This is a genomic window from Halobellus sp. Atlit-38R (genome assembly GCF_003665925.1).
GTDB classification, from domain to species: Archaea; Halobacteriota; Halobacteria; order Halobacteriales; family Haloferacaceae; genus Haloquadratum; species Haloquadratum inordinatus.
This window is the reverse complement of record NZ_QXIJ01000006.1, coordinates 86,732-111,971: the sequence shown is the minus strand read 5'-3', so window position 1 is coordinate 111,971 and position 25,240 is coordinate 86,732. Positions and strand designations below refer to the sequence as shown.

26 protein-coding genes and 1 tRNA gene are annotated in these 25,240 nt (G+C 66.3%); 22 read left to right on the top strand and 5 right to left on the bottom strand.

Going from position 1 to position 25,240, the window contains the following annotated elements; all coding sequences use genetic code 11:
• Positions 1 to 31 precede the first annotated feature (31 nt).
• The 4 genes from pstC (D3D02_RS10220) to phoU all read left to right on the top strand — a co-directional run bounded on the left by pstC (D3D02_RS10220) (position 32) and on the right by phoU (position 4,329).
• On the top strand, positions 32 to 991 hold the full coding sequence (gene pstC / locus D3D02_RS10220) for a phosphate ABC transporter permease subunit PstC (protein WP_121569881.1): 960 nt from the start codon (positions 32 to 34) through the stop codon (positions 989 to 991).
• A gap of 1 nt (position 992) precedes the next feature.
• Positions 993 to 2,648 (top strand): phosphate ABC transporter permease PstA, encoded by a 1,656-nt coding sequence (gene pstA, locus D3D02_RS10215; protein ID WP_121569880.1) that lies wholly within the window; start codon positions 993 to 995, stop codon positions 2,646 to 2,648.
• A 10-nt stretch (positions 2,649 to 2,658) separates the two neighbouring features.
• Positions 2,659 to 3,537, top strand: coding sequence for a phosphate ABC transporter ATP-binding protein PstB (gene pstB, locus D3D02_RS10210; RefSeq protein ID WP_121569879.1), 879 nt, complete (start codon positions 2,659 to 2,661; stop codon positions 3,535 to 3,537).
• Positions 3,538 to 3,651: 114 nt separating this feature from the next.
• Positions 3,652 to 4,329 (top strand): phosphate signaling complex protein PhoU, encoded by a 678-nt coding sequence (gene phoU, locus D3D02_RS10205; protein WP_121569878.1) that lies wholly within the window; start codon positions 3,652 to 3,654, stop codon positions 4,327 to 4,329.
• Between the two features lie 22 nt (positions 4,330 to 4,351).
• Here the strand turns inward: phoU and D3D02_RS10200 are convergent, their stop codons facing one another.
• The gene (locus D3D02_RS10200; protein WP_121569877.1) at positions 4,352 to 5,719 is read right to left on the bottom strand and encodes a KaiC domain-containing protein; all 1,368 of its coding nucleotides are present in this window, start codon (positions 5,717 to 5,719) and stop codon (positions 4,352 to 4,354) included.
• A gap of 214 nt (positions 5,720 to 5,933) precedes the next feature.
• Between D3D02_RS10200 and D3D02_RS10195 the strand changes: the two genes are divergently transcribed.
• The 5 genes from D3D02_RS10195 to mptA all read left to right on the top strand — a co-directional run bounded on the left by D3D02_RS10195 (position 5,934) and on the right by mptA (position 10,031).
• On the top strand, positions 5,934 to 6,758 hold the full coding sequence (locus D3D02_RS10195; RefSeq protein ID WP_121570007.1) for an NAD(+)/NADH kinase: 825 nt from the start codon (positions 5,934 to 5,936) through the stop codon (positions 6,756 to 6,758).
• Positions 6,759 to 6,845: 87 nt separating this feature from the next.
• Positions 6,846 to 8,090, top strand: a complete 1,245-nt coding sequence (locus tag D3D02_RS10190; RefSeq protein ID WP_121569876.1) for an NAD(P)/FAD-dependent oxidoreductase — start codon at positions 6,846 to 6,848, stop codon at positions 8,088 to 8,090.
• Between the two features lie 157 nt (positions 8,091 to 8,247).
• On the top strand, positions 8,248 to 8,478 hold the full coding sequence (locus D3D02_RS10185) for a hypothetical protein (protein ID WP_121569875.1): 231 nt from the start codon (positions 8,248 to 8,250) through the stop codon (positions 8,476 to 8,478).
• A gap of 103 nt (positions 8,479 to 8,581) precedes the next feature.
• Positions 8,582 to 8,977 (top strand): hypothetical protein, encoded by a 396-nt coding sequence (locus D3D02_RS10180; RefSeq protein WP_121570006.1) that lies wholly within the window; start codon positions 8,582 to 8,584, stop codon positions 8,975 to 8,977.
• A 124-nt stretch (positions 8,978 to 9,101) separates the two neighbouring features.
• A complete protein-coding gene (gene mptA, locus D3D02_RS10175; RefSeq protein WP_121569874.1) occupies positions 9,102 to 10,031 on the top strand; it encodes a GTP cyclohydrolase MptA in 930 nt (309 codons plus the stop codon).
• A 37-nt stretch (positions 10,032 to 10,068) separates the two neighbouring features.
• Here mptA and D3D02_RS10170 read toward each other — a convergent pair whose 3' ends face one another.
• Both D3D02_RS10170 and D3D02_RS10165 read right to left on the bottom strand, forming a co-directional pair.
• Positions 10,069 to 10,890, bottom strand: a complete 822-nt coding sequence (locus D3D02_RS10170; protein WP_121569873.1) for a TrmB family transcriptional regulator — start codon at positions 10,888 to 10,890, stop codon at positions 10,069 to 10,071.
• A 66-nt stretch (positions 10,891 to 10,956) separates the two neighbouring features.
• The gene (locus tag D3D02_RS10165; RefSeq protein ID WP_121569872.1) at positions 10,957 to 12,675 is read right to left on the bottom strand and encodes a DUF255 domain-containing protein; all 1,719 of its coding nucleotides are present in this window, start codon (positions 12,673 to 12,675) and stop codon (positions 10,957 to 10,959) included.
• A gap of 135 nt (positions 12,676 to 12,810) precedes the next feature.
• Between D3D02_RS10165 and D3D02_RS10160 the strand changes: the two genes are divergently transcribed.
• Both D3D02_RS10160 and D3D02_RS10155 read left to right on the top strand, forming a co-directional pair.
• Complete coding sequence (locus D3D02_RS10160; RefSeq protein WP_121570005.1) at positions 12,811 to 13,296, top strand: FxsA family protein; 486 nt, start codon at positions 12,811 to 12,813, stop codon at positions 13,294 to 13,296.
• Between the two features lie 169 nt (positions 13,297 to 13,465).
• Positions 13,466 to 13,539: transfer RNA gene (locus D3D02_RS10155), tRNA-Ile, on the top strand.
• Between the two features lie 248 nt (positions 13,540 to 13,787).
• Here D3D02_RS10155 and D3D02_RS10150 read toward each other — a convergent pair.
• Positions 13,788 to 14,048 (bottom strand): HalOD1 output domain-containing protein, encoded by a 261-nt coding sequence (locus tag D3D02_RS10150; protein ID WP_121569871.1) that lies wholly within the window; start codon positions 14,046 to 14,048, stop codon positions 13,788 to 13,790.
• A gap of 137 nt (positions 14,049 to 14,185) precedes the next feature.
• On the opposite strand from D3D02_RS10150, the gene D3D02_RS10145 reads away from it, so the two are divergent.
• Positions 14,186 to 14,815: a heme-binding protein gene (locus D3D02_RS10145; protein ID WP_121569870.1), complete on the top strand. Its 630-nt coding sequence runs from the start codon at positions 14,186 to 14,188 to the stop codon at positions 14,813 to 14,815.
• A gap of 66 nt (positions 14,816 to 14,881) precedes the next feature.
• Here D3D02_RS10145 and D3D02_RS10140 read toward each other — a convergent pair whose 3' ends face one another.
• Positions 14,882 to 15,838, bottom strand: a complete 957-nt coding sequence (locus tag D3D02_RS10140) for a halo transducer protein (RefSeq protein WP_147435602.1) — start codon at positions 15,836 to 15,838, stop codon at positions 14,882 to 14,884.
• Between the two features lie 187 nt (positions 15,839 to 16,025).
• Between D3D02_RS10140 and D3D02_RS10135 the strand changes: the two genes are divergently transcribed.
• The 10 genes from D3D02_RS10135 to D3D02_RS10090 all read left to right on the top strand — a co-directional run bounded on the left by D3D02_RS10135 (position 16,026) and on the right by D3D02_RS10090 (position 25,117).
• On the top strand, positions 16,026 to 17,228 hold the full coding sequence (locus D3D02_RS10135) for a substrate-binding domain-containing protein (protein ID WP_121569868.1): 1,203 nt from the start codon (positions 16,026 to 16,028) through the stop codon (positions 17,226 to 17,228).
• Positions 17,229 to 17,308: 80 nt separating this feature from the next.
• Complete coding sequence (pstC, locus tag D3D02_RS10130; RefSeq protein WP_121569867.1) at positions 17,309 to 18,436, top strand: phosphate ABC transporter permease subunit PstC; 1,128 nt, start codon at positions 17,309 to 17,311, stop codon at positions 18,434 to 18,436.
• Complete coding sequence (gene pstA / locus D3D02_RS10125) at positions 18,436 to 20,070, top strand: phosphate ABC transporter permease PstA (protein WP_121569866.1); 1,635 nt, start codon at positions 18,436 to 18,438, stop codon at positions 20,068 to 20,070. The genes pstC (D3D02_RS10130) and pstA (D3D02_RS10125) overlap by 1 nt, the downstream gene beginning before the upstream one ends.
• The gene (gene pstB / locus D3D02_RS10120) at positions 20,063 to 20,968 is read left to right on the top strand and encodes a phosphate ABC transporter ATP-binding protein PstB (RefSeq protein WP_121569865.1); all 906 of its coding nucleotides are present in this window, start codon (positions 20,063 to 20,065) and stop codon (positions 20,966 to 20,968) included. Before pstA (D3D02_RS10125) ends, pstB (D3D02_RS10120) begins: the two co-directional genes overlap by 8 nt.
• Before the next feature lie 133 nt (positions 20,969 to 21,101).
• The gene (locus D3D02_RS10115; RefSeq protein WP_121569864.1) at positions 21,102 to 22,163 is read left to right on the top strand and encodes an AbrB/MazE/SpoVT family DNA-binding domain-containing protein; all 1,062 of its coding nucleotides are present in this window, start codon (positions 21,102 to 21,104) and stop codon (positions 22,161 to 22,163) included.
• Between the two features lie 175 nt (positions 22,164 to 22,338).
• The gene (locus tag D3D02_RS10110; protein ID WP_121569863.1) at positions 22,339 to 23,505 is read left to right on the top strand and encodes a HAMP domain-containing sensor histidine kinase; all 1,167 of its coding nucleotides are present in this window, start codon (positions 22,339 to 22,341) and stop codon (positions 23,503 to 23,505) included.
• Between the two features lie 46 nt (positions 23,506 to 23,551).
• On the top strand, positions 23,552 to 23,803 hold the full coding sequence (locus D3D02_RS10105; RefSeq protein WP_121569862.1) for a hypothetical protein: 252 nt from the start codon (positions 23,552 to 23,554) through the stop codon (positions 23,801 to 23,803).
• A gap of 99 nt (positions 23,804 to 23,902) precedes the next feature.
• On the top strand, positions 23,903 to 24,154 hold the full coding sequence (locus tag D3D02_RS10100) for a hypothetical protein (protein WP_121569861.1): 252 nt from the start codon (positions 23,903 to 23,905) through the stop codon (positions 24,152 to 24,154).
• A gap of 113 nt (positions 24,155 to 24,267) precedes the next feature.
• Positions 24,268 to 24,801 (top strand): DUF5815 family protein, encoded by a 534-nt coding sequence (locus D3D02_RS10095; RefSeq protein WP_121569860.1) that lies wholly within the window; start codon positions 24,268 to 24,270, stop codon positions 24,799 to 24,801.
• Positions 24,802 to 24,883: 82 nt separating this feature from the next.
• A complete protein-coding gene (locus D3D02_RS10090; protein WP_121569859.1) occupies positions 24,884 to 25,117 on the top strand; it encodes a hypothetical protein in 234 nt (77 codons plus the stop codon).
• The last annotated feature ends 123 nt before the right edge of the window (positions 25,118 to 25,240 follow it).

Genomic DNA, 25,240 nt, shown 5'->3' with positions numbered 1-25,240 from the left:
CTTTTTCATCCCACAATAATCTGAATACACAATGAGCACAGACGAGTTGGAAACCGACCTCACGCGGCAGACGGAGAACTCCCCCCGAGAACTCCTGACGCGGACGTTCTTTTTCTTGTGCGCGGCGTTGTCCATCGTGACGACGATCAGCATCGTCGTGCTGCTCGTGACAGAGGCGGCGAAGTTCTTCACGATCACTGCCCCGCTGATGGGCGTGACCGGGGAGACGGCGTCGCTCGTCGACTTTCTCACCGGCACGACCTGGCAGATCAACAGCGGCGAGTTCGGCGTCCTCGCTTTGGTTTCGGCGACGCTGATGATCACGATCGGCTCGGCGGTCATCGCAATTCCGCTCGGCGTCGCGACGGCGATCTACCTCAGCGAGTACGCCAGCCAGCGGGCTCGCTCGGTGCTTAAACCCGCACTCGAGATTCTCGCCGGCGTGCCGACCGTCGTCTACGGTTTCTTCGCACTCATCTACATCACCCCGGCGCTCGCCACCGTGATCCCGCAGATCGGGACGTTCAATATGCTCTCGGCGAGCATCGTCGTCGGGATTATGATCATCCCGATGGTCGCCTCCATCAGCGAGGACGCGATGTCGGCCGTCCCCGACGACCTCCGGCAGGCCGGGTACGGGATGGGCGCAACGAAGTTCGACGTCGCGACCGGCATCGTCGTCCCCGCGGCGCTCTCGGGCATCTTCTCGTCGTTCATCCTCGCGCTCTCGCGCGCCATCGGCGAGACGATGGCCGTCACGATCGCCGCCGGGTCGCGCGCGCAGTTCCTGAACCCCGTCAACCCCGCGTCGTTCCTCGAAGGATCGCTCCCGATGACGGCCGCGATGGTCCAACTGCTCCTCGGCGACATCACCGGGGGCGGGCTGGCGTATCGCAGCCTCTTCGCGATCGGTCTCGTCCTCTTCGTCATCACGCTCGTTATGAACGTCATCAGCGACTTCGTCGCACAGCGGTACCGGGAGGAGTACTGAAATGGCCGCCGAAACCGAACACGGCGAAATCGAAGGGTTCGGACAGGTCAGCCGAACCGTCGGTACGGTCTTCAGATACCTGCTGCTCGCGGCGACGATGTTCGGCATCGTCACGCTGGCGGTACTCCTCGTGTACGTCGCCAACGACGCGATCCGGCCGCTCACTGCGGACCCCGGCTGGTATCTCACCTACTTCCTCACGCTCGTCGTACCGACGCTTTTGGTCGGCGCGTACGTCCGCAAGCGGGACCACGCGGCGTTCTCGTTCGGCGTCTTCCTCGTCGGACTGCTCGTGGTCTCGCTGATGTTTAGCGGGGGCGTCGGGCTCCTCGTCGTCGACGTGGTCCCACCGCTGGTCGCGCTCTCGTTCGCGATCGGACTCGTGATTCCCGCCGCGGTCGCGGTCGTGCTCACCCGGAACTCCCATCGGATCTCGTTCACGACGCGGCTCGCCGCGACCTCGCTCGCCTTCTATCTCTCGCTTTTCGGTCTCCCGGGACCGATCGGTGACGCCGCGGGCCTCCCGCCGGTCGTCCCGAGTTTCGTCCAGATCATCCAGTCAATCCCCGTGATTCCGGTCGACTGGATGATGGTCGCGGCCGTCGTCGGCGGGGGCTCCGCTGCCGCGGTCGGCGCGTACGTCGCCGGCGTCCGCGACGCTCGCTCGGGGCTGTACGCTGGCCTCGCCGCGTTCGCTGTGAGCGTCGCGAGCGCAGTCGTCGGGCCGTTCGTCGGCATCGACCCGGTCCCCGCCGTCGTCGTAGCCGCCGTCGCGCTCGTGCCGACGGCAGCGTACGCCTGGCGGGGTGCGTTCGGTGAGAACGGCACGCCCGCCGGGCTGGGATTCGCCGCGACGGTCGTCGTCGGCGCGCTCGTGGGTGCCGCGGCGGTCGAAGCGTTCGGCTTCGCCGGCCCCCAGTCGTGGGTCGACTGGCAGTTCCTGACGAGTTCCCACAGCGGCTCGGCGGTTGACGCAGGGCTGTACCCGGCGATCGGCGGCTCGATCCTCCTGATGTCGACGGTCGCGGCGCTGTCGTTCCCGCTCGGTGTGGGTGCGGCCGTCTATCTCGAAGAATACGCCCCCGACAACGCGCTCACGCGCTTCGTCGACGTCAACATCTCGAACCTCGCGGGCGTTCCCTCCGTCGTCTACGGCCTGCTCGGGCTCGGCGTCTTCGTGACGTACCTCGGGCGGTCCGCGGGGACGGTCCTCGTCGGCGGCGCGACGCTCGCGCTCTTGATTCTCCCTATCGTCATCATCTCCTCGCGAGAGGCGATCCGATCCGTCCCGTCGGACCTTCGGCAGGCCTCCTACGGGATGGGCGCGACGCGCTGGCAGACCGTTCGCAACGTCGTCCTGCCCGAGGCGTTCCCCGGCATCCTGACCGGGACGATCCTCGCGCTGGGTCGTGCGATCGGCGAGACGGCACCGCTCATTATGATCGGTGCGCCGAACGTCGTCTTCAGCCTCCCGACCGCGCTCAACTCGAAGGTGAGCGCGATGCCGCTGCAGGTGTATGCGTGGTCGAGCCTCTTCGCCAGCGAGGACTTCTACACGAAGGCCGTCCCCGCCGGCGTGGTCGTGCTGCTCGCGGTGCTCCTCGCGATGAATTCGGTCGCGATCGTGCTTCGGAACAAGTTTGAGCGAACAGGGTGAATTTCAGCCAATGAGTCAACAGAATACGAACGAATCAGACGCGCGCGCGGATAGCTCGCCCGACCCGACGGACGACGAGATGCTCATCCAGACCGACGTCAGCGGAAGCGTCTCCTCGTCTGACGGGCCGAGCCGTCGAGAGACCGTCGTCAGCGCGGAGGGCATCGACGTCTGGTACGGCGACAATCAGGCGCTACAGGACATCACGATGGACATCCCCGAGAAGAGTGTGACCGCGATGGTCGGCCCCTCGGGGTGTGGGAAGTCGACGTTCCTCCGGTGTATCAACCGGATGAACGACCTCATCGACAGCGCCCGCGTGGAGGGCGACCTCTACCTCCGCGGGAAGAACGTCTACGACGACGACGTCGACCCCGTGGCGCTCCGCCGCCGCGTCGGGATGGTGTTCCAGAAGCCGAACCCCTTCCCGAAGAGCATCTACGAAAACGTCACCTACGGGCTGAAGATCCAGGACAAAGGCGGCGACTACGACGAGATCGTCGAGGAGTCGCTCAAGCGCGCCGCACTCTGGGACGAGGTGAAAGACCAACTCGACGAGTCCGGTCTGGATCTCTCGGGCGGCCAACAGCAGCGTCTCTGCATCGCTCGCGCCATCGCGCCCGACCCGGAAGTCCTCCTGATGGACGAACCCGCGTCCGCGCTCGACCCGGTCGCGACCTCCCAGATCGAGGATCTGATCGAGGAACTCGCGCAGGACTACACGGTCGTCATCGTGACGCACAATATGCAGCAGGCCGCTCGCATCTCGGATCAGACCGCCGTCTTCCTGACTGGCGGTGAACTCGTCGAGTTCGACGACACCCAGAAGATCTTCGAGAATCCCGAGAGCCAGCGGGTCGAAGACTACATCACGGGCAAGTTCGGGTAACGCCCGTCGATTCTGTCTCTCTCCCTTTCGCCGCTCTGCGTTTCGCCGCTTTCTGTTCTCGCTGTGCCTCTCCTTCGCGACACTCTTATACTGCAGTCCTGTGTGCCGACAGGTATGCCCCGACAAGAGTACCAGGAGTCGCTCTCGAATCTCCGAGACGACGTTCTGTATATGAGCGAGGTCGTCGCCGAACGGTTGCGACTCGGCCTCGACGCGCTCGAACAGAAAAACGCGGCCACCGCCAAGGAAGTCGTCGACGGCGACGACGAGGTGAACCAAATGTACCTCGACCTCGAAGGCCAGTGCGTAGATCTGATCGCGCTTCAGCAGCCCGTGGCCTCCGATCTGCGGTTCATCGCCGCGTCGTTCAAGATCATCACCGATCTCGAACGCATCGGCGACCTCGCGGTGAACCTCGCACAGTACGCGATGGACGCCGACCGGGACGTCTTCCCCGAGGTCGACGTCCAACAGATCGGCGTCGAGACGCTGGAAATGCTCGAATCCGCGATGGCTGCCTACGCCGACGAGGATCCAGAAGCGTGTTACGAGGTCGCCGGCCGCGACGACGACCTCGACGCGATGTGTGAGGCCGCCAGTTCCATCGTCGTCCGTGACCTCATCGAGCAGGATCCCTTCGGCGACGGGAGCGAGGACGCCGAAGCCTATCTCCAGGACATCTCGCGACTGCTCTTGACGGTCCGCGACCTCGAACGCGTCGGCGACCACGCGGTCAACATCGCCGCGCGGACGCTGTATATGATCGAAGACGACGCCGAACTGCTGTACTGACTCGCGGACTCGATCCTCTCTCTCAGAAGATATTCGCCTGCCGGTAGACGCTGATCCCCTCGGCGGTGAGTTCGTATGGCTTCGTCTCCCGGGAGTGATTCGCGTCTCTGATCTTCTGGATCTCGATCGCCAACCGCGTCTCGCGGAAGTCGCTCGGCCGCACGTACTGCAGCACGAACACGGCGTCTGCGAGGTACTCGACGATTCCGAACCGCGAGGTGTAGGGGTTGTCGTCGCTCGCCTCGGAGGTCAGAAGCGTCGTGATGCCGGCGCTCTTCAGCGCCCGCGTGAAGCCGAAGACCTGGCTGCGTCGCTTCTGCGCGCTCTCGTACATCATCTCTAGCAGCGAGACGGAGTCGAGCACCAGTCGATCTGCACCGAACTCTTTGATCAGTTCCGGGAGGTCGTTCTGGATGCTGTCGAGGCTGTTCGCCATCTCGATCGGGTCGATGTCGACGATGGCGAGGCGGTCTTCCTCGACGTAGCGCTCGAACTCCCAGCCCTTCTCGCGCGCGGTCGCGAGGATTCGCTCGTGGCTCTCTTCGAGTGCGATGTAGACCGCGTCCTCGCCGTTTTCGAGCCCGTGGTTCAGAAACTGCAGGCCGAACGTGGTCTTACCCGTCCCGGCGGACCCGACGGCCACCATCAGCGACCGGCGCGGGACGCCGCCGAGGATCATCTGGTCGAGTCCTCCGATCCCGATGTCCAGCCGCTCGAGGTCGGAATCGAAGGACTCCTCGTCGAAATCGTCGGTGTCGTCCTCGAAGTTCGCGAAGCCGAAGTCGTCGCCGTCGCCTGCGCCGGCGTCCGCGGGGCCGAACGGACTCTCCGACCCACCTTCGTCGGGCGGGTTCGATTCCGAAGCCCCGCCCATCGCTGCGCCGGCTCCAGTCCCCGGGTCGGGGGCGTTTTCGAGCGCCGAGGCGAAGTCCTCCTCGAACGGGCTGTCGCCCGCGCTCTCGTCGCTCGTCGCTCCGGGCTCGCTACCGGCGGGGTCGCTACTTTCGTCGGATCCCCCGGAGTCGGCCTCTGTGGAGGCCGCCTGTTCTCCGAGTTGCTGGTCAGTCTCTCCGTCGCTTCGCGCGTCCTCAGTCTCGCGAGCGGCGGCTTGGGATTCACCTTGGCTTCCGCTTTCACCTTGGCTTCCGCTTTCACCTTGGCTTCCGCTTTCACCTTGGCTTCCGCTTCCGCTTTCGCCTCCGCTTTGCCCCCCGCTCTCGCCTTCGGTCTCGTCGACCGGCGGCTCACCGCGCGGTTCGGCGGTCGTTGGCTCCCGCTCCACCGCTACGTCGCCGTCGCGTTCGTCGTCCTCACGGCCGTCCTCGTCGGCGTCTTCGCTCTCGTCGTCCTCCCGAAGCGCGCGCTCGAACCAATCGTCGTCGTCACTCATAGCCGTCACCCGCCCCCTCGCTCGGGTCAGGCTGCGACGCTCGACTCCGACGCCCCACGTGGTGGCCGCTGTGTTCCATCGCCGTCGTCGAAACGAGAGGACCGGCGCCGGTATCAATGTTGCCCGTGTGCGCCGGTGGCAGTGACCGCTCGCGAGCGATGACCGACGCGTGACGGAGCCCTTTTTTGACGTCGCGTCGAACCTGGCGACGGAGATGAAGGTGGCCATCGTCGCGCAATGGGGTAACGACCGGACGGCCCGCCTGGCCGGCGACCTCAGGGAGCGACTCGTCTCGGCAGACGTCACGGTGTGGCTCGATGCGGCGACGGCCGACGAACTCGACGTGCCAGGGCGGCCGATCGAGGCGTTCGACGCGGCCGACCTCGTGGTGAGTATCGGCGGCGACGGGACGTTCCTCTTTGCGGCCCACGGCGCACGCACGACCCCGATTCTCGGCGTCAACCTCGGCGAGGTCGGCTTCCTCAACGCCGTCAACCCCGACGACGCCGTCGAGGCTGTGATGGAGGAGGTGCGAGACTTCCGGGAGGCGGGCGAACTGCCGACGCGGTCGATGCCGCGGCTCGCAGCCAGCGGCGAGGACTGGCAACTCCCCTCGGCGGTCAACGAAGTCGTCGTTCAGGGCGCTCGCCGCGGCCACGGCGGCGGCGCGTCGATCGAGGTGCGCGTCGACGGCTCGCGCTACGCCACCGGACACGCAGACGGGGTCCTCATCGCGACGCCGACCGGCAGCACCGCGTACAATCTCAGCGAGGATGGACCGCTGATCCACCCGGGCGTCTCGGGGTTCGTCGTCACCGAGATGGCTGGCGCGCAGGGGATGCCGCCGCTCGTCGTCGACCGCGACGCCACGGTCTCGGTTACCGTCGAGGGGACCGAGAACGCCGTCGTCGTCGTCGACGGCCGCATCCGCGAACACGTCGAACCGCCCGCCGACGTCACCGTCGAGATCGCCGACGATCCCGTTCGGATGGCTGGCCCGGCATCGGACTTCTTCGAGGCGCTCAAGAAGTTGGAGTAATGGGTTCGCCGCGTACAGCCGCCAACGTTTCGTCGGAGGCCAGCAATATAGCAATCCCCATTAACCCCGAACCCGAAGCGCTCGAATATGACTCAGTCGTACGTGATCATCGGCGACGGTGTCGCCGGCAGTTCCGCCGCCGAGACCCTCCGCGAGGAGCAACCCGACGCCGAGATCACCGTCATCACGGACGAGGGCGAGGCCCTGTACAATCGGATCTTGATCAAGGAGTTCGCCAAGGGGAAACTCCCCGAAGCGCCGATCTCCATCCACGACGAATCGTGGTACGACGAGCGCGACATCGACCTCCAACTCAACACGCTCGTCGTCGATATCGACGTCGACGGCCACACCGTCGAGACCCACGAGGGCGAGGAGTACGCCTGGGACAAACTGCTGATCGCGACCGGCGGGACGCCGACACAGCTCCCGGTCGACAACTCCGACGCCGACGGCGTCCACCACTTCTGGACGTTCCAGGACGCCCGCGCGATCAAATCCCACATCGAACAGGCCGACAGCTCCGTCATCGTCGGGGCGGGCCTGCTCGGCATCGACCTCGCCGCGATCACGGCCGCCCAGGACGTCGAAGGCAAGTACCTGATGCGCGGTGACTGCTGGTGGCGCTACGCGCTCTCCGAAGAGGGCGCAGAGATCATCCACGACGCGCTGCGAGAGCGCGACGTCGAGCCAGTCTTCCAGTCCGGCGTCGATCACTTCGAGACCGACGACGACGGTCGCGTGACGACCGCCGTCGACCCCAACGGCGACGAGTACGACGCCGACTTCGTCGGCATCGCGATCGGGCTGAACTTCAACACGGAGATCCTGCAGGACACGCCGATCGAGTGCAACGACGGCATCGTCGTCGACGAGTATATGCAGACGAATCACGAGGACGTCTTCGCCGCCGGTGACATCACCGAATTCAACGACCTCATCCTCGGCGAGCGCGCGCAGAACGGCGCGTGGGGCTCCGCGAAAGAGCAGGGAACGATCGCCGCGCAGAATATGGTCGACTACGGCTCCGAGCCCTTCGAGTGGGTCTCCTCGTACTCGATCACCCACTTCGACTTCCCGTTCCTCTCCTTCGGGCACCCGACGCTGGGCGACGACGAGGCCGAAGCGAAGTACTCCGACACCGAGTGGCGGCGCCTGGCGTTCAAAGACGGCCAGATCGTCGGCGGCGTCCTCATCGGCGACCTCTCGCCGCAGTCGAAGTACAAGAAGCTGATGCGCGAACGGCGCGACGTCGCCGATCAGAAAGACGTCCTGATGCAGCAGAACTTCGAGATCGACGAGCTCGACCTCGAAGAGACCCCCGCCGAGTAACGGTAACGGACGGACTCCAGTCGCGTTCTACACGCTCTATTTTCCACTGCTGTCCGCCGTTCTACGCGATTGTCTCGGCCGCGACATCTGCTGGTCGGGATCGTCGGTCTGTCACCTGCCCAAAATCTTTATGATCTATAATGTATATTGGTACCATATGTCACGATCTATTGGCGGTTCGGGGGGTGCGGACGTCGCAACCGTCGTCGTCGAGTGCAGCCCGTCAGACGTCGGTCCGACCGACCGCGTCCGAGACCTCGATCAGCTCACGCCGGCCGCTCGTCGGGAGTTCCTCGACGCGGTGTCCGGATCTGACCGCGCAGTCGACGCTGCCGGACTCGCGACCGGCGACGTCGTCCGGTTCACCGAGTACTACCGCATCATCTGATCTTCGCTCTCGACTGTGGGGGACCGATGCAGTTTTCGGCGGGTAGGCGATAGGGGCAGGTATGAGCGACGAGCCCTCGGGTGGCCCCGGCGGCGACGCCGATATGACGCTGGCGTTCGAGCTAGAGGCACTTCGCGGCCTCGCGGATCCGAACGCCGTGTTCAACGACGCCCGTCAGTGGACCGAGTACGTCGGCGTCGTGAGCGAGAAGCCCACCTACGTCGTCACGAACTTCACGCGGAAGCACCGGGTCCGACAGGACTTCTTCTCGGGGCCGCGAGGCGTTCGCGAGAGCCTCGAAAACGTGAAAGCGCAGTTCGACACCGACCGACACGTCCTGGTCGGAACCACCGACGAGGACGCCGACGTCGCCGAGGCGGCCGGCTGGGAGTACCTCCCGCTCGAACAGGCGGCCGAAGCGGCCGGCTGGCAACTCGCTGGTGACGCCGACGAGGAGCAAGATCCCTTCGAGTCCAGCGGGCGCGACGACTGGCCGTAGGCGGCACTTCCGTCGGGAGACGGAACGCGACGGGATCGCCTCTACCCGACGCGGCGTCGGGAACTTCACTCTCAAACTTCGGCTAACGAAAGCGTTAATCAAACTGCGTCCTTCCCGTGTGACAATGAGTCACCAGCTTCCTGACGTGCAAGCGAGCCAGCCCGACGTAACCGTCGGGTTAAGTCAGGTCGGCGTCACGGGCGTCGACAAACTAGTGAAGATCGCCCGCGACGGCAAACGACCGCTCGTTCTGATGGCGGAGTTCGAGGTGTTCGTCGACCTCCCGAGCGGTCGGAAGGGGATCGATATGAGTCGGAATATGCAGGTCATCGACGAGACGCTCGAAGCGGCCGTCTCGGAACCGGCCTACCGCGTCGAAGATATGTGTGGCGACGCGGCCGAACGTCTCCTCGCGAAGCACGATTACACCTCGACCGCGGAGGTGCGGATGACGGCCGACTACGTCATCCGCGAGGACACGCCGGCGAGCGGTCTCCCGACACAGAGCACGATCACGATCGTCGCCAGCGCGACGGCGACCGACGAGGGCACTCGCGAGGAGATCGGTGCGGAAGTGACGGGGATGACCGTCTGTCCCTGCTCGCAGGGGATGTCGGCCTCTCGCGCCCGCGAGGTTCTGCAGGATCTGCAAGTCGACGACGGAACCATCGAGGAGTTCCTCGACACGGTCCCCCAGCCCGGTCACTCCCAGCGCGGCCACGCGACGCTCACGATCACCGCCGACGGCTCGCCCGACGTCGACCTCCGGGAGATCGCAGAGCTGGCTCGCGACTCGATGTCCGCGCGGATCTACAACCTCGCGAAGCGTCCGGACGAGGACCACATGACGTATCAGGCGCACGCGGACGCGAAGTTCGTCGAAGACTGCGTCCGCTCGATGGCCGAACAGGTCGTCGAGGAGTTCGACCACTTAGACGACGACGCCGTCGTCCATATGAAGCAGTCCAACGACGAGTCGATCCACCAGCACAACGCCCACGCCGAGCGCGAGGTCACGCTCGAACAGCTCCGGGCCGAAGTCGACAACCAGTAGAAACCGACTGGCTGACGTTCGCCCGAACTGTTTGATGCTACTCGCCACCGAGTGACGACAACGCGAGCGGTTCGGCGGCCTCCCATTGCGGGTCGAACATCTCGCGCACGTCAGCCGCGAAGTCGGGATCTTTCAGGTCGATCATCGCGAACGCCTGGGCGGGATCCAGCGGGTTCGGGACCTCGATACAGACTTCCACGTCGTCGATGAGCTCGAACGTCCCGGAGAGTCCAGGGGCCGTTCGGACTTCGAATGCGGGATGATTCGCCAGCCGCTGGGTGTAGCGCTCCCCGACGCTCTCGGGCAGCGATTCGACGAGTTCCGGCGCCATCAGTACGGACACGTCGACCCCGCGGTCCAGCGCAGCCTCCAGTTCCTCGACGACGCGCTTTCCGACCGCACCCAGATCGAACTGTGGGGATACGGCGCCCGCAACGACCACCAGCGAGTCGTCCGCCGCCGCGAGGCGTTCGACGAGGAGTTCGACGGACTCCTCGGTCCCCACCGCAGCCGTCCAGAACTGGCTTTCGACCGGCTCTGCGGTCTCCAGTTCGTCTGTGAGGTTGTCGACGACGCTCTCGTACTGCTCGGCCTTCTCGCGAAGCTCTCGCCGTTTGTTCTCTAAGAGTCGATCGAGCGCCGTGTCGGGTTCGACGGCGACGTACTTCTTCGGTCGGCTCGCCGCCTGACTCCGAACCAGATTGTGCTGTTCGAGGCTGTTCAGAACGTCGTAGATCCGGCCCATCGGCACGTCGCTCGCTCGCGACAACTCTTTGGCGGTTGTCGCTCCCGTCCGGAGTAACGACCGGTACGCGCGCGCTTCGTATTCGGACAACCCGAGGTCCCTCAGACTCGCCATACCTCACTCTCCAAGCCCACGAATAAAAACGAATCGGAGGTTTACACGCCGCGAGCGTTCTCGGAACTACCCCTGTGTGCCGTCGGTGAGCGCCGAAACGGCCCGCATCAACTCCTCGGGCGTGGTCGCCTCGCGCGTTTCTGCGCCCTGGCGGACACTGGCCGTCCCGGCGGAGACGGCCGGGGCGTCCGGAACGACGACCGCCTCGTGGTCGGCCACTCGGAGGGCCGCGCGGTGGAGGTCCGCGCCGGCGGCGTCGCCGACGCCGATCACGAGGTCGGGACGGACGAGTCGGGCGGTCACGGCACCGTAGCCGGCGACCTGGACGCCGATTCGGTCCCACGCGCCAGCGAAGGCGGCGACGGCGTCGTGGGCCGCGTCGGCGTAGCGGTCGCCCTGCCCCGTTTCATCATCGGAACCGGCCGTCTGGTCGAGCAGCGCGGCGAGATCCAATAGCGCGTCTGCCATCTCGACGCCGCCGTCGAGCGGGCGCAGCGGTTCGTCGAGCAGGCCGATGTCCACGTCGGGGCCGTCGCGGAACGCGCCGTCGGATTCCTGGAGTTCCTCGATGGCGACGTCGGCGATGCGGCGCGCCAGTTCGAGCGGACCGTCTTCGGTCGCGAGCGCGTCCGGGCCGAGGACCTGCCGCGCGCGCGTGAAAGCTGCGACGGCGCGCGCCTGATCTTCTAAGAGCAGTTCGGGGACTGCCCCGTCGCTTTCGTCGGCGGATTCGTCGGTCCCTGCGGCCGGATCGAAGTGAGAGACGACGCCGTCGTCGTCGACGAAATCGGCCGCGAGCGCGTCGAGGACGCGTTCGGCGTACTCCCGCGACGTCTCGTCGTCGGTGTAGCCCGCGAGGGTGAGGAACGCGTCCGCAGTCAGGGCGTTGCCACCGGCGAAGGCCGTCAGATCGCGGCGCGGTCCGAATCCGTCGTCGTCACCGTCGCCGTTGGAGTCGTCGTCCGGGGCGACGCTCCCGCCGAAGGCGGTGCCGTTCCAGAGGCGGTCGACGAGGAAGTCCCGTGTCCCGTAGGCGGGATCGAGCAGCGTCTCGTCGCCGGTGTAGAGGTATCCGTTCGCGAAGGCTCGAATGAGGGCGGCGTTCGCGTCGAGCACTTTCTCTCGGTGCGGGTCCGTCCAATCGCGACCCTCGGCGTAGCGGTAGAAGCCGCCAGCGTCGTGGTCGTAGAGCGATTCGCTGACGACGCCGAGCGTCTCGGTGGCCTGCTCGCGCGCCCGCTTCAGCGCGAACTCGATCGTCCGCGGCAGCGGGAACTTCGCGCCGTCGCCCCAGCCGGCGAACCGCGGATCCCACTTCTCGTCGAGTTGGCCGGCGAGGTGCGCTTCGATCCGCTCGTCGATCGCACCGGCAGGCGTCGGATTCCCGGCCAGCGCGCGCGGGGTCCGTCCGGCGTCCTCGCCGCGGTCCGCCCAGACGTCGCGAACGGAGTCGAGTACCTGCCGCATCCCGTCGGGACCGAGGTACGTCGCGCCCGTGATGACCTTCCCCGACGGCGTACAGAAGACCGTCGAGGGAAAGCCGCCCATATTGTATCGCTCGCGGACGCGCGGTCGGCGGTCGACGTCCACGCGGACCGGCACGAAGCCGTCGTTGACGTTGGCGGCGATCCGCGGCTCGGCGTACGTCTCGGCGTCCATCTCGTGACAACTGTCACACCACGTGGCGGTGAGCGCGAGGAGGACGGGGCGGTCGGCCGCGCGAGCCTCCTCGAACGGCGCTGGACCCCACTCGCGCCACTCGACGTGCGTCCGGTCGTCGGTCATACCTGTGCTCCGGCGTGCCGGCGGGTAAGCCCTTCGAGGCGCGTTCACTCGCACCGCCGCGCTCACAACTTCCGCCGCCGAGACGCCGACCCGCGCGACACAAGGGCTATGAACGGCGGTCCCAAACGGTGGCGTATGCAGACGCGCTGGGTCATCGCGCTCCTGTTGGCCATCCCACTCGCCGACACGCTCCTGTTGTTACCGGTCGCCTCGACGATCGGCTTCGTTCCGACGGTGCTTCTCGTGGTCCTCACGGGGCTCCTCGGGATGTTGCTCGTCCGGGCCGAGGGCCGCCACACGCTCTCGAAACTCCAGCGGAAGACCGCGACGGGCGAGCTTCCGACGAACGAACTGCTCGACGGCGGCCTCCTCATCGCCGCGGGGGCGTTCCTCCTGACGCCCGGCATCGTCACCGACGTCCTCGGATTCACGCTCGCGCTGCCGTTCACGCGCTATCCGGTCCGCGGCGTCCTGAAGCGCTACGTGGTCCGGCCGTATCTGGACAAACAGACCGGCGGCTTCGTCTCGGGGAACGTCTGGGTCGGCGGCTTCCCGGGCGACGACGACGTCGTGAATCTCGACCCCGAAGAGTACGGCCGCCCCGGCGACGACAACTCCTGATACTGTCTTCTGCCCGACGGTATGACCACGCGCGTCCCGGTTCTGTCGACTGATTTTGATCCCGCCTTTGTCACGTCTCGCCGTCGCTGATCGGGTGACTGCGTCGCAAGCCGCTACCGAAAGGAAACCCTTAAACTACTCATCGAACAACGAGTAGATGCGCTCGCCTGGGCCAATAGCTCAGTCAGGTTGAGCGCTCGGCTGATAACCGGGAGGTCCACGGTTCAAATCCGTGTTGGCCCACCTTCCACACGGTCGGTCTCCGACCGGCCGTGGTTGGGGCCCCAACTCCCCAGCCACCTAACTTCGTGCGATACTCACACTCGAGAGCGACTCGTGTATCCAAAGCGCGTTCTCTGTGACTCTCTCGTCAGTGGCGTCGACGACGGCCTACAGTAGCGTGTGCAACTGAGCCCGAAGCGGATCGCTCACCGACGGCGACGCTGTTCGTCGCGGTCGCCGGGGTCGGCCCGACCGGGGTCCCGTGACACCTAGTCGTCGTCGGCTGGGAGTTTCTCGATGCGCTCTGTGACGTCGGCGTCGACGCTGACTGTCCCGTCGCTATCGACGGTGACTCGGTGATTCGCGTAGGTGAACGAAATATCGCCGTTCGCCATCGCATCGACGAGTGCCCCGAGTGCGTCCGGATCGATCGACTCGTACAGTGGGGGGAGATCCAACACGTCGCACTCAGATGCCTCCGCAACTGCTTCGACAACACGTTCGGACGTCGTCGGCTCTACGCCGGCCATAGTGCAGCCTGGGGCACATCACATATAAACGTTCGTCAGGAAAATTTTTCACACGAGCATCCGAAGCCGACTGGCCAGAGTCGTCTGCGCATCGGTTTGGGGGCGGAATTGATCTGTCTGCCGAGCGAACAGTACGTATGGGAAAACTCACCAGAGCCGCGCTCGTCGGCGGCGGTGCAGTCCTCGCCGGCTGGATCGCGTGGGGACTGTACGCGACCCGATCGGCCGAGTCAGTCCCGTTCGAACGCGTGCGAACGCTCGACGGCGTCGAAGTACGGCGGTATCCGCAGTTGGTGCTCGCTGAAACGACGGCGTCCGATCAGATCACAGCGTTTCGCCGACTGTTCAGATACATCTCGGGCGCTAACGAAGGCGAAACGTCGATCTCGATGACCGCACCCGTCGAGACGCAGGGGGCGTCCGTCTCGATGACGGCCCCGGTGCGGACAGAACCGACCGGCGACGGCGACGCGGTGCGGATGGTCTTCTACCTGCCGGCGGAGTACGGTCCCGACACTGCGCCGGAACCGACGGCGTCGACAGTGACACTCACCACCGAACCCGAGCGAACCGTCGCCGTGAAACCGTTCTCCTGGTACGCGCCCCGATGGCGGGTCGCACGGCAGGAGCGAGCGCTCCTCGCGGCGCTCGATCGGGCTGGCATCGACCCCGTCGGCGACCCCTCGCTTCTCCGGTACAACGATCCGTGGACACCGCCGTTCATGCGTCGGAACGAGGTCGCCGTGGCGGTCGAAGACGACGAGTGATCCACCGAAATATGAGGAGCAGTCCACCGAAGATGGCCCGACACCTGCCGGCCCGTCGCGTCCCGTCTACGCTGACTGCGGGTACGCCTCGTCGAGCGAGCGCGCCCGGTCCAGTTCTGCCCGGACCTCTCCCCACGGGACGGGCGGGTCGACCGATTCGAGCGTGGCCCGGAAAGCGTCGATCCGGTCGCCGTACTGATCACGCCACGTGGGCCGTGCGGTGGCGGCGAGATCGTCGGCAAGTTCCTGGGCGCGTGCGTCGATCTCGTCGAGTCGGCGTTCGATCGCGTCGACCCACTCGCCGTCGGCGTCGTCCCACGCGTTCAGTTGCCGGTGGTCGTCGAGTTCGGCTCGCACGTCGGCGACGAGCAGTCCCGTCAGTTCGGCGCGCAAGACGGCGTCGACCCACGTCTCGGCGTCAGGGTCGTCTCCCGGCGCGATGGCTTCGAGCGCTTCCGCGACGGCGTCGACGTCCTCTTCGAGGGCGCTCTGTCTCCGCTCGGGCGTCGTGAGCCACGTCTCGAAGTCTTCGATGTCGAGTTGCAGCTCGTCGGCCCGCTGCTGGACGTCCTGTGCCCCCGATGCGACGCGTCGGAGCCCCATAACCGACTCGTAGAGGTCGTCGGGGTCGTCCTCGGGGTTCGAGACGCGCTGAAGCTCGGATCCCAGTTCGCGAACACGCGTGGTGACTTCATCGAGCGTCGTCTCGTAGCGGTCCAAGCGCCCGCGGACGAGATCGAGATCTGCGACGCCCTCGGCGGTATCCCGCGCGTCGTCGAGCGCCATCTCTCCGAGTTCGGTCCGCGTCTCGGCCGTCGCGAGCACCTTCGAGGTGTCCGAGACGGTCTCTTCGATCCCTTCGCGCGTCACCCGGTCGCCGTCGGTGACGTGGTCGAGCACCGACCGTACCGTCTCGGGGTCGCGTTCGGGACCTGCGGCGACGATCGCCGCCGCCGCCGCGTCCGTCGACAGTCCTACGACGCCGTCGCCCTCGTCGTCGCCGTCCGTTCGCTTCCGGGTCATTGTCGACGCGTTGCCAGCGAGACGGTTTACGTCCTGTCGTTCGTGCATACAGTGGTGTATATAGTGCTATAGACGGGTGTGTGCGGGCTATACTGCTACGCTCGGAACCCATCCCTCGGTACGGGCGTGGAGACGCATAGACCCCTATTATAAACCGCTTTTGTCCGATACGGATTCGTTCCAGTCGATGACGCGTGAATCAGACCGTCTCGCGGACCGAGTATCACGTCGGAAGTTCCTCATTGCGTCTGGCGCCGTCGGCACCGCCGGGCTCGCGGGCTGCTCGGGGCAGTCGGACTCCGGTGGGGACGCGGAGACCGAGGCTGCTGCGGACGAGAGCACGCCGACCGAACAGTCGAGCCAGGACACGGCGTCCTCCGAGGGTGGCAGCGGCCCCTCGATGCTCACCGCCGAGGGCTCCTCGACGGTCTACCCGATCGCCAACAAGGGGAGTTCCTACTGGAACTCCAACGCTCCGCCGGACGACGGCGAGTACTGGGGCTCCAACAGCGAGGAGGGGAACACGGTCCCTGGCTGGTCCGCGCTCGGCGAACCGGATATGCGTCTGGCCGACTACTTCGCGAGCCTCTACGGGTTCGAGCCGACGGGGCAGCAGGCGACGCCGCCGTTCCCGACCAGCATCGGCCTGAGCCACTCGGGCACCGGGTGTCAGTCCGTCGTCGACGGCCTCGTCGACATCGGCAACTCCTCGGGTCCGATCACGGCCGAACTCGGCTGGAGCGAGAGCAAAGCCGAAGAGGAAGTCGTCGACCACGTTCTCGGCCGTGACGGCCAGCCGGTCGTCGTCAGCAGCGACATCTACAACAACGGTGTCACACAGCTCACCGGCGAGCAGGTCCGCAAGATCTACCAAGACGAGATCACCAACTGGAGCGAAGTCGGCGGTCCGGACCAAGAGATCTACGTGATCGGCCGTGCGGAAGGCTCCGGGACGGACACTGCGTTCCGCCTCAATATGCTGGGCTCCGCCGACGCCCCGATGCCGGGCGTCGACACCCGATTCGGTCAGAACCAGCAGGTCGCCCAGGCCGTCTCGCAGAACGAGGGCGCCATCGCGTATATGGCGCTGGCGTTCACGAGCGACACCGTCCTCCCGATCGGGATCGAGTTCGAGGGCACGCTGTACGAACCCGACAAGGACGCCGAGAACACGATCTTCGACTCCGCGTACCCGCTCAACCGTGACCTCCACCAGTACACGAAGATCACGGAGGACACCCCCAACGGCACGGATATGCGCGAGGCCGCGTTCATGAATATGTTCCTGACGGACTTCGGCCAGCAGGTGTTCGTCGAGGGGAACAACTACATCCCGCTGCCGACCGCCGACATCGAGTCCGAGAAGGCGAAGCTCCCTGAGCAGGTGTAACGCCGGCTGTCGCAACTCGCCTCGCCGTACAACCAGTTCGTCCATTTATCCACTCATTCCAATGCATACGTTCCGAAACGATGGCTCAGACGACTAGCGAAGAGACCGGCGCGGAGGCGCTCGGCCACCTCGTCAGACGCTTCCGCAACTTCGTCGACGAGACCGACCGGGAGGCGCTCGCCGTCGTCGGCGTGATGTCGGCCGCACTCTTGGCCGCGTTCGCCGGCTTCCTCTTGGTCTCCTCGTACACGGTCGCCCCCGTCGCCGTATTCCTCGTCGCTGCCGGATACGGCTGGCTTCGGCATCAGGAGCTAACGGCGCGGCTCCTCACCCTGACGACGACCGTCTCGACGATCCTGATCTTGATCCTCATCATCGCGTTCATCTTCGTCGAGGCGGTTCCGGTCGTCTTCTACGAGAGCGCGACGGTGTTCGGGGTCGAGATCCCCGGTCTCCGGATGTTCATCCAACCGGAGTGGGACGCGGTCTCCTCGCCGATCCGCTACTCGATGGTCCCGATGATCCACGGGACGGTTATGGTCACGCTCGTCGCGACCGCCGTGGCCGCACCACTCGGCGTCGCTGCCGCGTTGTTCCTCTCCGAAATCGCACCGCGAACCGTCCGTGAATTAGTCAAGCCCGGGGTCGAGATCCTCGCCGGCATTCCGTCGATCGTCTACGGCTTCATCGGCTTCACCGTCCTGAGTCCGTGGGCGTCAGATCAGTTCGACATCCTCGGCCAGGGGACGTACCTGTTCGTCGGCGTCGTCGTCGGCCTGATGGCGCTGCCGACGGTCGTCTCCGTCGCGGAGGACGCGCTCAACAGCGTTCCGGAGTCGATGAAGAGCGGATCGCTGGCGGTCGGCACGACCGACTGGCAGACGATGACCTCGATCACGCTGCCGGCCGCCTTCTCCGGTGTCTCCGCGGCGGTCCTCCTCGGTGTCGGCCGGGCCATCGGCGAGACGATGGCCGCGACGGTGATGCTCCGCGGCGTCCCCAAACTCACGGACCCGCTGTACAACGTGTTCTACGGGCAGGAGACGCTGACGTCGCTCATCGCCCGGAACTACGGCGAGGCCGACGGCCTCCAGATGGACGCGCTGTTCGTCGCCGGCGTCATCCTGTTTATCACCGTCCTCGTCATCTCGGTCGGGTCGCAGTACGTCGAGTGGCGGATGCGAAAGAAGTTCGGAGGTGACGTCTGATGGCGGGCGCGACGCGAACCCGACTGGTCCGAGAGGACACCTCGGGTGCTGACGCGGTCGCGGCGCTCGCGGTGGGTGTCGCCTCGGTGCTCTTCGGACTCGGCCTCGCGGCGATGTTCGAGGTGGTCGGACTCACGGGTACGCTCGCCGGCGTCCCGACCCTCCCGCTGCTCGGCGGCCTCCTGCTCGTTCAGGGCGTCGCCGTCGTCGTGTTCGGCGTCGGCTCCCGGTTCGGTGCCGTCGAGACGAACCCGCGACCGGACGCCGGCATCGTCGCCGCCGCCGCCTTCACGCTGATCTGGTTCGCCGTCGGCGGGCTCGTCGCCTCCCAGGTGCTCGGCCTCGGCCTCGCCGGCTGGCTTCTCGGGGCGATTCTGACGGGTGCAGCCGGATTCGCTGCGACCGTCCTCCCGCGTGAGGACGTCGGCTCGACGCTCCCCGCCGGCGTCGTGACCGCGCTCGTGGGCCTCGTCTTTCTCAGTGGCTACATCGCGCCGACGTCGGTCTGGGACCTCGGCTGGGCACAGAAGGCGTCGCTAACGGCCGAGTTTATGGTACCCGTCGTGACGGTCTTCTGTGCGCTCCTGACCGGCTGGGCCGCCGCGAAGGCCTACGGCGGCTTCGGCGCCCGCGGCCGCCGCGTCGGCGCGTATCTCCTCGTCTATCTGAACGCCGCCGCGATCGTCGGCGTGCTCTTCGCGCTCGTCGCGTTCACCGTCTTCAAGGGCGTTCCGGGCCTCTTCCGCGGCCTCACCTTCGGTCCCGGCGTCGGTCCGGACTCGACGGTCGCGCTGTTCGGCGCGAGCGTCACCTTCTCTTGGCCGGTCTACTGGCCGTTCGCGATGAACGGCGTCGGCCTCCTCAACGACCTCAACGGCGTCCTCCCGGCGATCGTGGGGACGTTCTGGCTCGTCGTCGGCGCGGTGCTGTTCGCGGTCCCGCTCGGCGTCGGCGCGGCGGTCTTCCTCACCGAGTACGCCGAGCGCGGCCGCTTCACCCAGGTCGTCGAGGTGGCGACCAACGGGCTGTGGAGTACCCCGAGCATCGTCTTCGGTCTGTTCGGGTTCGCGTTCCTCATCCCCCGGTTCGGCAACGGGAAGTCGCTGCTCGCGGGGATGCTGACTCTCGGCTTCATGCTGCTCCCGCTCGTGGTGATTACGAGCCGCGAAGCGATGCTTTCGGTCCCCGACGAGTACCGGGACGCGAGCGCGGCACTCGGCGTCACCAAGTGGCAGACCATCCGCAGCGTCGTGCTCCCGGCCGCCCTGCCCGGTGTCGTCACGGGGACGATCCTCGGCGTCGGCCGGATCGCCGGCGAGACGGCCCCGATTCTCCTGACGATGGCCGGCGGGGTGTTCGTCCCGGGGAGCCAGACCGCCGACGTGATCGGCGGCTTCCAGTTCACGGCTGCCCCGCCGTTCGTCTCGAATCCCGAACTGCTGCAGGCGACGTCTGCGCTCCCGTATCAGCTCTACGCGCTCATCACGGCCGGCGTCGGCGCGTCCGGAAACGTCGGCAACCCCGACCAGTTCCGCTGGGCGACGGCGCTCATCCTACTGCTGGTCGTGTTGTCGTTCTACGCGGTCGGCATCGTGACGCGATACTACTTCCGGAGGAAACTCGACTATGAGTGAGACCAAACAGAACCCACGAAAGGATACGACCCAGCCGCTGCAGACCACGAGCGGCGAATCAGAAGAGAAGCTGCGCTCGGAGTGGACGGAGTACGAGTTCGACGGCCGCACGAAACTCGCCGTCGAGAACCTCGACGTCTACTACGGCGACGACCACGCGCTCAAGAGCGTCTCGATGGACATTCCCGAACAGAGCGTCACGGCGCTCATCGGGCCGTCGGGCTGCGGGAAGTCCACGTTCCTCCGGTGTCTCAACCGGATGAACGACCGGATCAACTCCGCACGCGTCGATGGTTCGGTCGCGTTCGACGGCAAGGAGATCTACCAGGACGGCGTCGATCTGGTCGAACTCCGAAAGCGCGTCGGGATGGTGTTTCAGTCGCCGAACCCGTTCCCGAAGTCGATTCGTGCCAACATCTCCTACGGCCCGCGAAAGCACGGCGACATCGACACCAGCCTCCTCGCGAAGGTCTTCGGGCGAAGCGACGAGGACGCCGAAGAACGGCTGGTCGAGCGCTCGCTCAGGCAGGCCGCGCTGTGGGACGAAGTCTCCGACCGCCTCGACGACAACGCCCTCGGGCTCTCGGGCGGGCAACAGCAGCGACTCTGCATCGCTCGCGCGCTCGCGACTGACCCCGAGGTGTTGCTGATGGACGAACCCGCCTCCGCGCTCGACCCGATCGCGACCGCGAAGATCGAGGAACTCATCCACGACCTCGCGGAGGACTACACGGTCGTCATCGTGACGCACAATATGCAGCAGGCCGCCCGCATCTCGGATCAGACCGCCGTCTTCCTGACCGGCGGCGAACTCGCCGAGTACGGCGACACCGACCAGGTGTTCGAGGACCCCCAGAGTCAGCGTGTCGACGACTACATCAGCGGCAAGTTCGGATAGCCCAGCTTCGCCCTCCCGCGTGCCGCTGTCGGCCGCCCGACCCCCGCTCGACGCGCCGTGACACTGCTGGCACCGTCCGGACGACTGACCGCAGAGTAGAGACTGCGACCGACCCGAGAGACCGAAGTTTACGATGGAGACACGGAAGATACAACGAGTCAGCAACGGGACGTACACGGTGTCGCTGCCGCGCGAGTGGGCCGAAGAACAGGGCCTCTCCGCGGGCGCTGTCGTCGACCTTCACACGCACATCGACGGCTTGCTGGTCGTCCAGACGGCCGACGAGCGCGAGGCGGCACGCATCGACCTGACGATCTCAGATGAGACGGCGACGCAACTCGCCAGGATCCTTCGAGCGGCCTACGCGACCGGCGCGCTCGAAATCCACATCGAAGCCGACGGCGAGTTCACGGGCGAACAGCGGACCGCCCTGCGATCGGTCACGCGAGCGATGGCCGGCGTGACCGTCGCCGACGAGTCGGAGTCACACGTCGAGATCCGGAACGTCCTCAACTCCGAGGAGGTGTCGGTTCGGCAGTCGGTTCGACACCTCCAGTTCGTCGCGCTGTCGCGACACCGGGAGGCGACGGCCGCGCTGCTCGGTGACGGCCCGGCGTCGACCGTCGCCGACAGCGACAACCGCGGGGACCGACTGCACGGGATGGTCGAGCGCTACTTCGTGCGGAGTCTCTCGCGGTTGGACGAGGTCGACAGCCTCGGCGAGAGCCGTCCGGAACTGTTCCAGTTCTACGAGATGGCCGCCGAACTCGCACAGGTCGCGACGCACGCCGACCGGATCGCGAGCGCCGCAGCCGACGTAGGCGAGCCGATCGACGCCGACCTCGCACCCGAGATCGACGCGGTCGCGACGCGGGCTCGCGACGCGGTCGAGACAGCCGTCGACGCGACGTTCGCTCCCGACCCCAACGCCGTCTGGTCCGTTTTCGATGCACGGGACGACGTCCGCGCGACGGCTGAGTCGATCGACCGACGACTGTTCGAGACCGCCGACGCGGACTATCGGACGACGAACGCGGTCGAGCGCATCCGTCGAACCGCCGACTGCGCGGGACGAATCGCAACCGTTGGGCTTCGCGCTGCGATCCGGGAGGGTCACACCAGCGACGACGTGCGCGTCGGCGTCGACTCCGACGAGAGGTCGGACTCACGCGTCGCCAGCGGCGCCGACGAGTAAACGGCAGCCTGTAGGCGCTTGCTCGAGCCGCACTCACGTTCTTGCGCACCGCCAGCGGGAGCGTCGATCCCGCGCTTTGGCACCGCTCGCGTGAGAACCGGATCTCTATTGTCGGCACAGACCACTATTGAGTGTTCTTAGCAGCACTCATTCGGGAAACGCTCCGAGAGCGCGTATGGCTACAGACTCCGAGCGGGAGCCGGCAGCGACGTTGCGACGGTGCCGGGCTGCTGCGTGTGACATCGCCGCTGCAGAGTCGAAGGCGGACCTCTTCGAGCGAACTGCCGCGGCCACAGCGGAACTGTTCGGCGTCGCCGACGTTCGACTGTGCGCCGTCGACGCCGAGCGGGAGTCGGTCGCCATCGAGCGCGTCGCCGGTACCGACGTGGACGCTGAGGGGGGCGACGGCGCCGCAGTCGGATCGGACGGCGGGCGTGTCGCTCCGGCTGCCGCTGTTTCCGCCGCTGCACGCGAGGCACTCGCCACCGACGAGGTCGTAGTCGACGATGGTGAGACGACCGGGTTCGTCGTGCCCGTCGACGACACCCGGGTGCTGTGTTTTCGGCGTTCTGATCGGCCGGAGCGGCCCGATGCGACGAGCGTCGACGGCGACGACGCCGCGCTCGCCGGGCTGATCGGCCAGGCGTTCGCAACGACGCTCGACCGTCTCGATCACGCGGCCGCGCTCGACGAGCGGGAGTCGGCACTGGCGCGGAAAAACGAGCGGCTGGACCGGTTCGCCGGGCTCGTCGCCCACGAGTTCCGGAACCCGATCGGGATCGCGTCGGGTCACCTCGACCTCGTCGTCGGCACCGAGAGCGACGAGCGGCACCTCGAAGCCGCACGCGGTGCCGTCGACCGAATGGACCGCCTCACGGAGAGCCTCCTCGATCTCGTTCGCGGCGAACCGCTCTCGGGGAACGTCGACGCGGTCGATCTCGGCTACCTCGCGAAGGGCGTCTTCGACGCGGTCTGCCCCGCAGCGGCGACGCTCACGATCGAGGACCGCACGACCGTCCGGGCGAACGGGCGACGGCTCCGCACGGCGTTAGAGAGCCTGTTCGACGACGCCGTCGCCCGCGGCGGATCGTCAGTCGAGATCCGCATCGGCACGCTCGACGAGGGTGGATTCTACGTCGCCGACGACGGCCCGGGTCTCGAACGCGACGTCGGCGTCGATCCCTTCGGCTACCGCCCGGTGAACGAGACCGACCGTCGCGACCTCCGACTCGCGATCGTCTACGACGTCGCGACGGCGCACGGCTGGCAGGTCGCACTCGCAGACTGTTCGGACGGCGGCGTTCGCATCGAGTTCGAGACCGCCCACGAGTCCAGCCGGTGAGCGGCCGACCGAGTCATTGAGGGGTCTCCGGCTCCAATCGGCGGTAATGACCGAGGACGACGCCGGCGGACGCACCGAACGTACCCAGCTCTTCGAGTTGACCCGCAGCAAACTCCTGTTGGCTGCCATCCTCCTGATCGGCGTCGCGGGGTCCGGAATTGCTCGCCGCCTGCTCGCGGAAGCCGGCTACGACGGCGTCGGTATCGTCGTGTTCATCCTCGGATACGGCGGAATGGTGTTCGTGATCTGGTACGGCTGGATCCGTCCGATGGACATCACGGGACCGAAGCCCGAGTAATCGAGCCGAGAACGATCGAACAACCGCGCGGGCTGCCGCGTCGCCGCCCGCGAAGAACGGAACTTTAATACTCGATTCGCGCCGAAACTCCGGACAAGGATGCTCCCCTTACAGCTCGTCGACAGTTTCCTGCTCAATTACAACGTCGGGCAGGCGTTACTGCTCGTCTTCGTGCTCGCGACGGTTGGCGTGCTCCCCCTGAAATCACAAAAACTGCTCGCGCTCAACGTGATCGTGTTCGGGCTGATCTTCGCGCTGACGCCGCAGTCGCTCGTCCCACTGCACTACCTGTTCCTCGGCCTCGCACTGTTGGTCATCGGGCCACTCCTGTACGCGACCGCGAGCAACTGAGGGGATACCACTCCGTTTTTTCGACGGCGTCGACGGGACGCGAGCGAGTCGCTCCGGAGTCACGGCCGATTTCGGAACGCGACGTTTAACCCCCGTCGTCGACAACGCAGCGTATGGCACAACCGCAGGTTCCGGGCGGTGGCGGTGAGACGCTCGAACTGCCGTGCGGTGAGACGAAGTCGATCGGGACGCTCGATCTGGGGATGCGCGAGTTCGAGTGCGCGTGCGGAGAGCGTCACGCGGTCGTGATGGACGTCCACCCGCCGGAGCGATTTCTGCCGGAGTTTCTCGTCTCCGTTCTTCGGGAGGCCGTCGAGACGACGAGCGAGGAGATGCCGGAGTTCGGCACGGCACACCTGATGGGCATCGTCCTCGAGGAGTTCCCCCAGCGCGTCGTCTCCGCCGACGTGAGCGACGACGGCGACGTTGGCGCCGGAATCGTCTGGGCGACCGACTTCGAGGCGCGACGGCTCCACGAAATCATCGTCGAACTCGTGGTCGAACTGATGGAACACGCCGTCAGCCACGCCGACGACGAGACCGCCGTCTCGGAGTTCGAACGGCAGATGCTGGATTTCGACGTGAGCGAGTTCGTCGAGGAGTACCGCGCCGAACGGGATCTCTCCGCGGACGACGTCTACGCCTGAGTCAGGTCTCGATCGCTGCGTCTCACCCCGTCTGACGCACGTCGCACTGAAGCCTAAGCCCTATCGCGTTCTACATTCGCGTATGAGCATCACCCGGCCCTCCGGGTTCGAGGAGGTCTGCGACGTACTCGCCACCGCGGAGGAACCACTGACCGCCCGGGAGATTCTCGATCGCCTGCGCGCGCGAAGCGTCGACGGTTTCGAGACGTCCTATCGCGTCGCGACCGTGCTCGGACAGGCCGCAGAGCGGGGGGCGGCGGTCACCGTCATCGACGGGAGCCCGTACCGCTACCGACTCGACGAGCCGTCTCGCTGAGACAGCTGTACCGAGACAGTTTTTCGTTCGTGGATCGGACCGTTCGATAGTCGTCGCTGGGGCTCCCGATCGGGGTCTCGCCGCTGCTGTGTATCGGCGCGCACGGAGGACAGCGCACCGGCC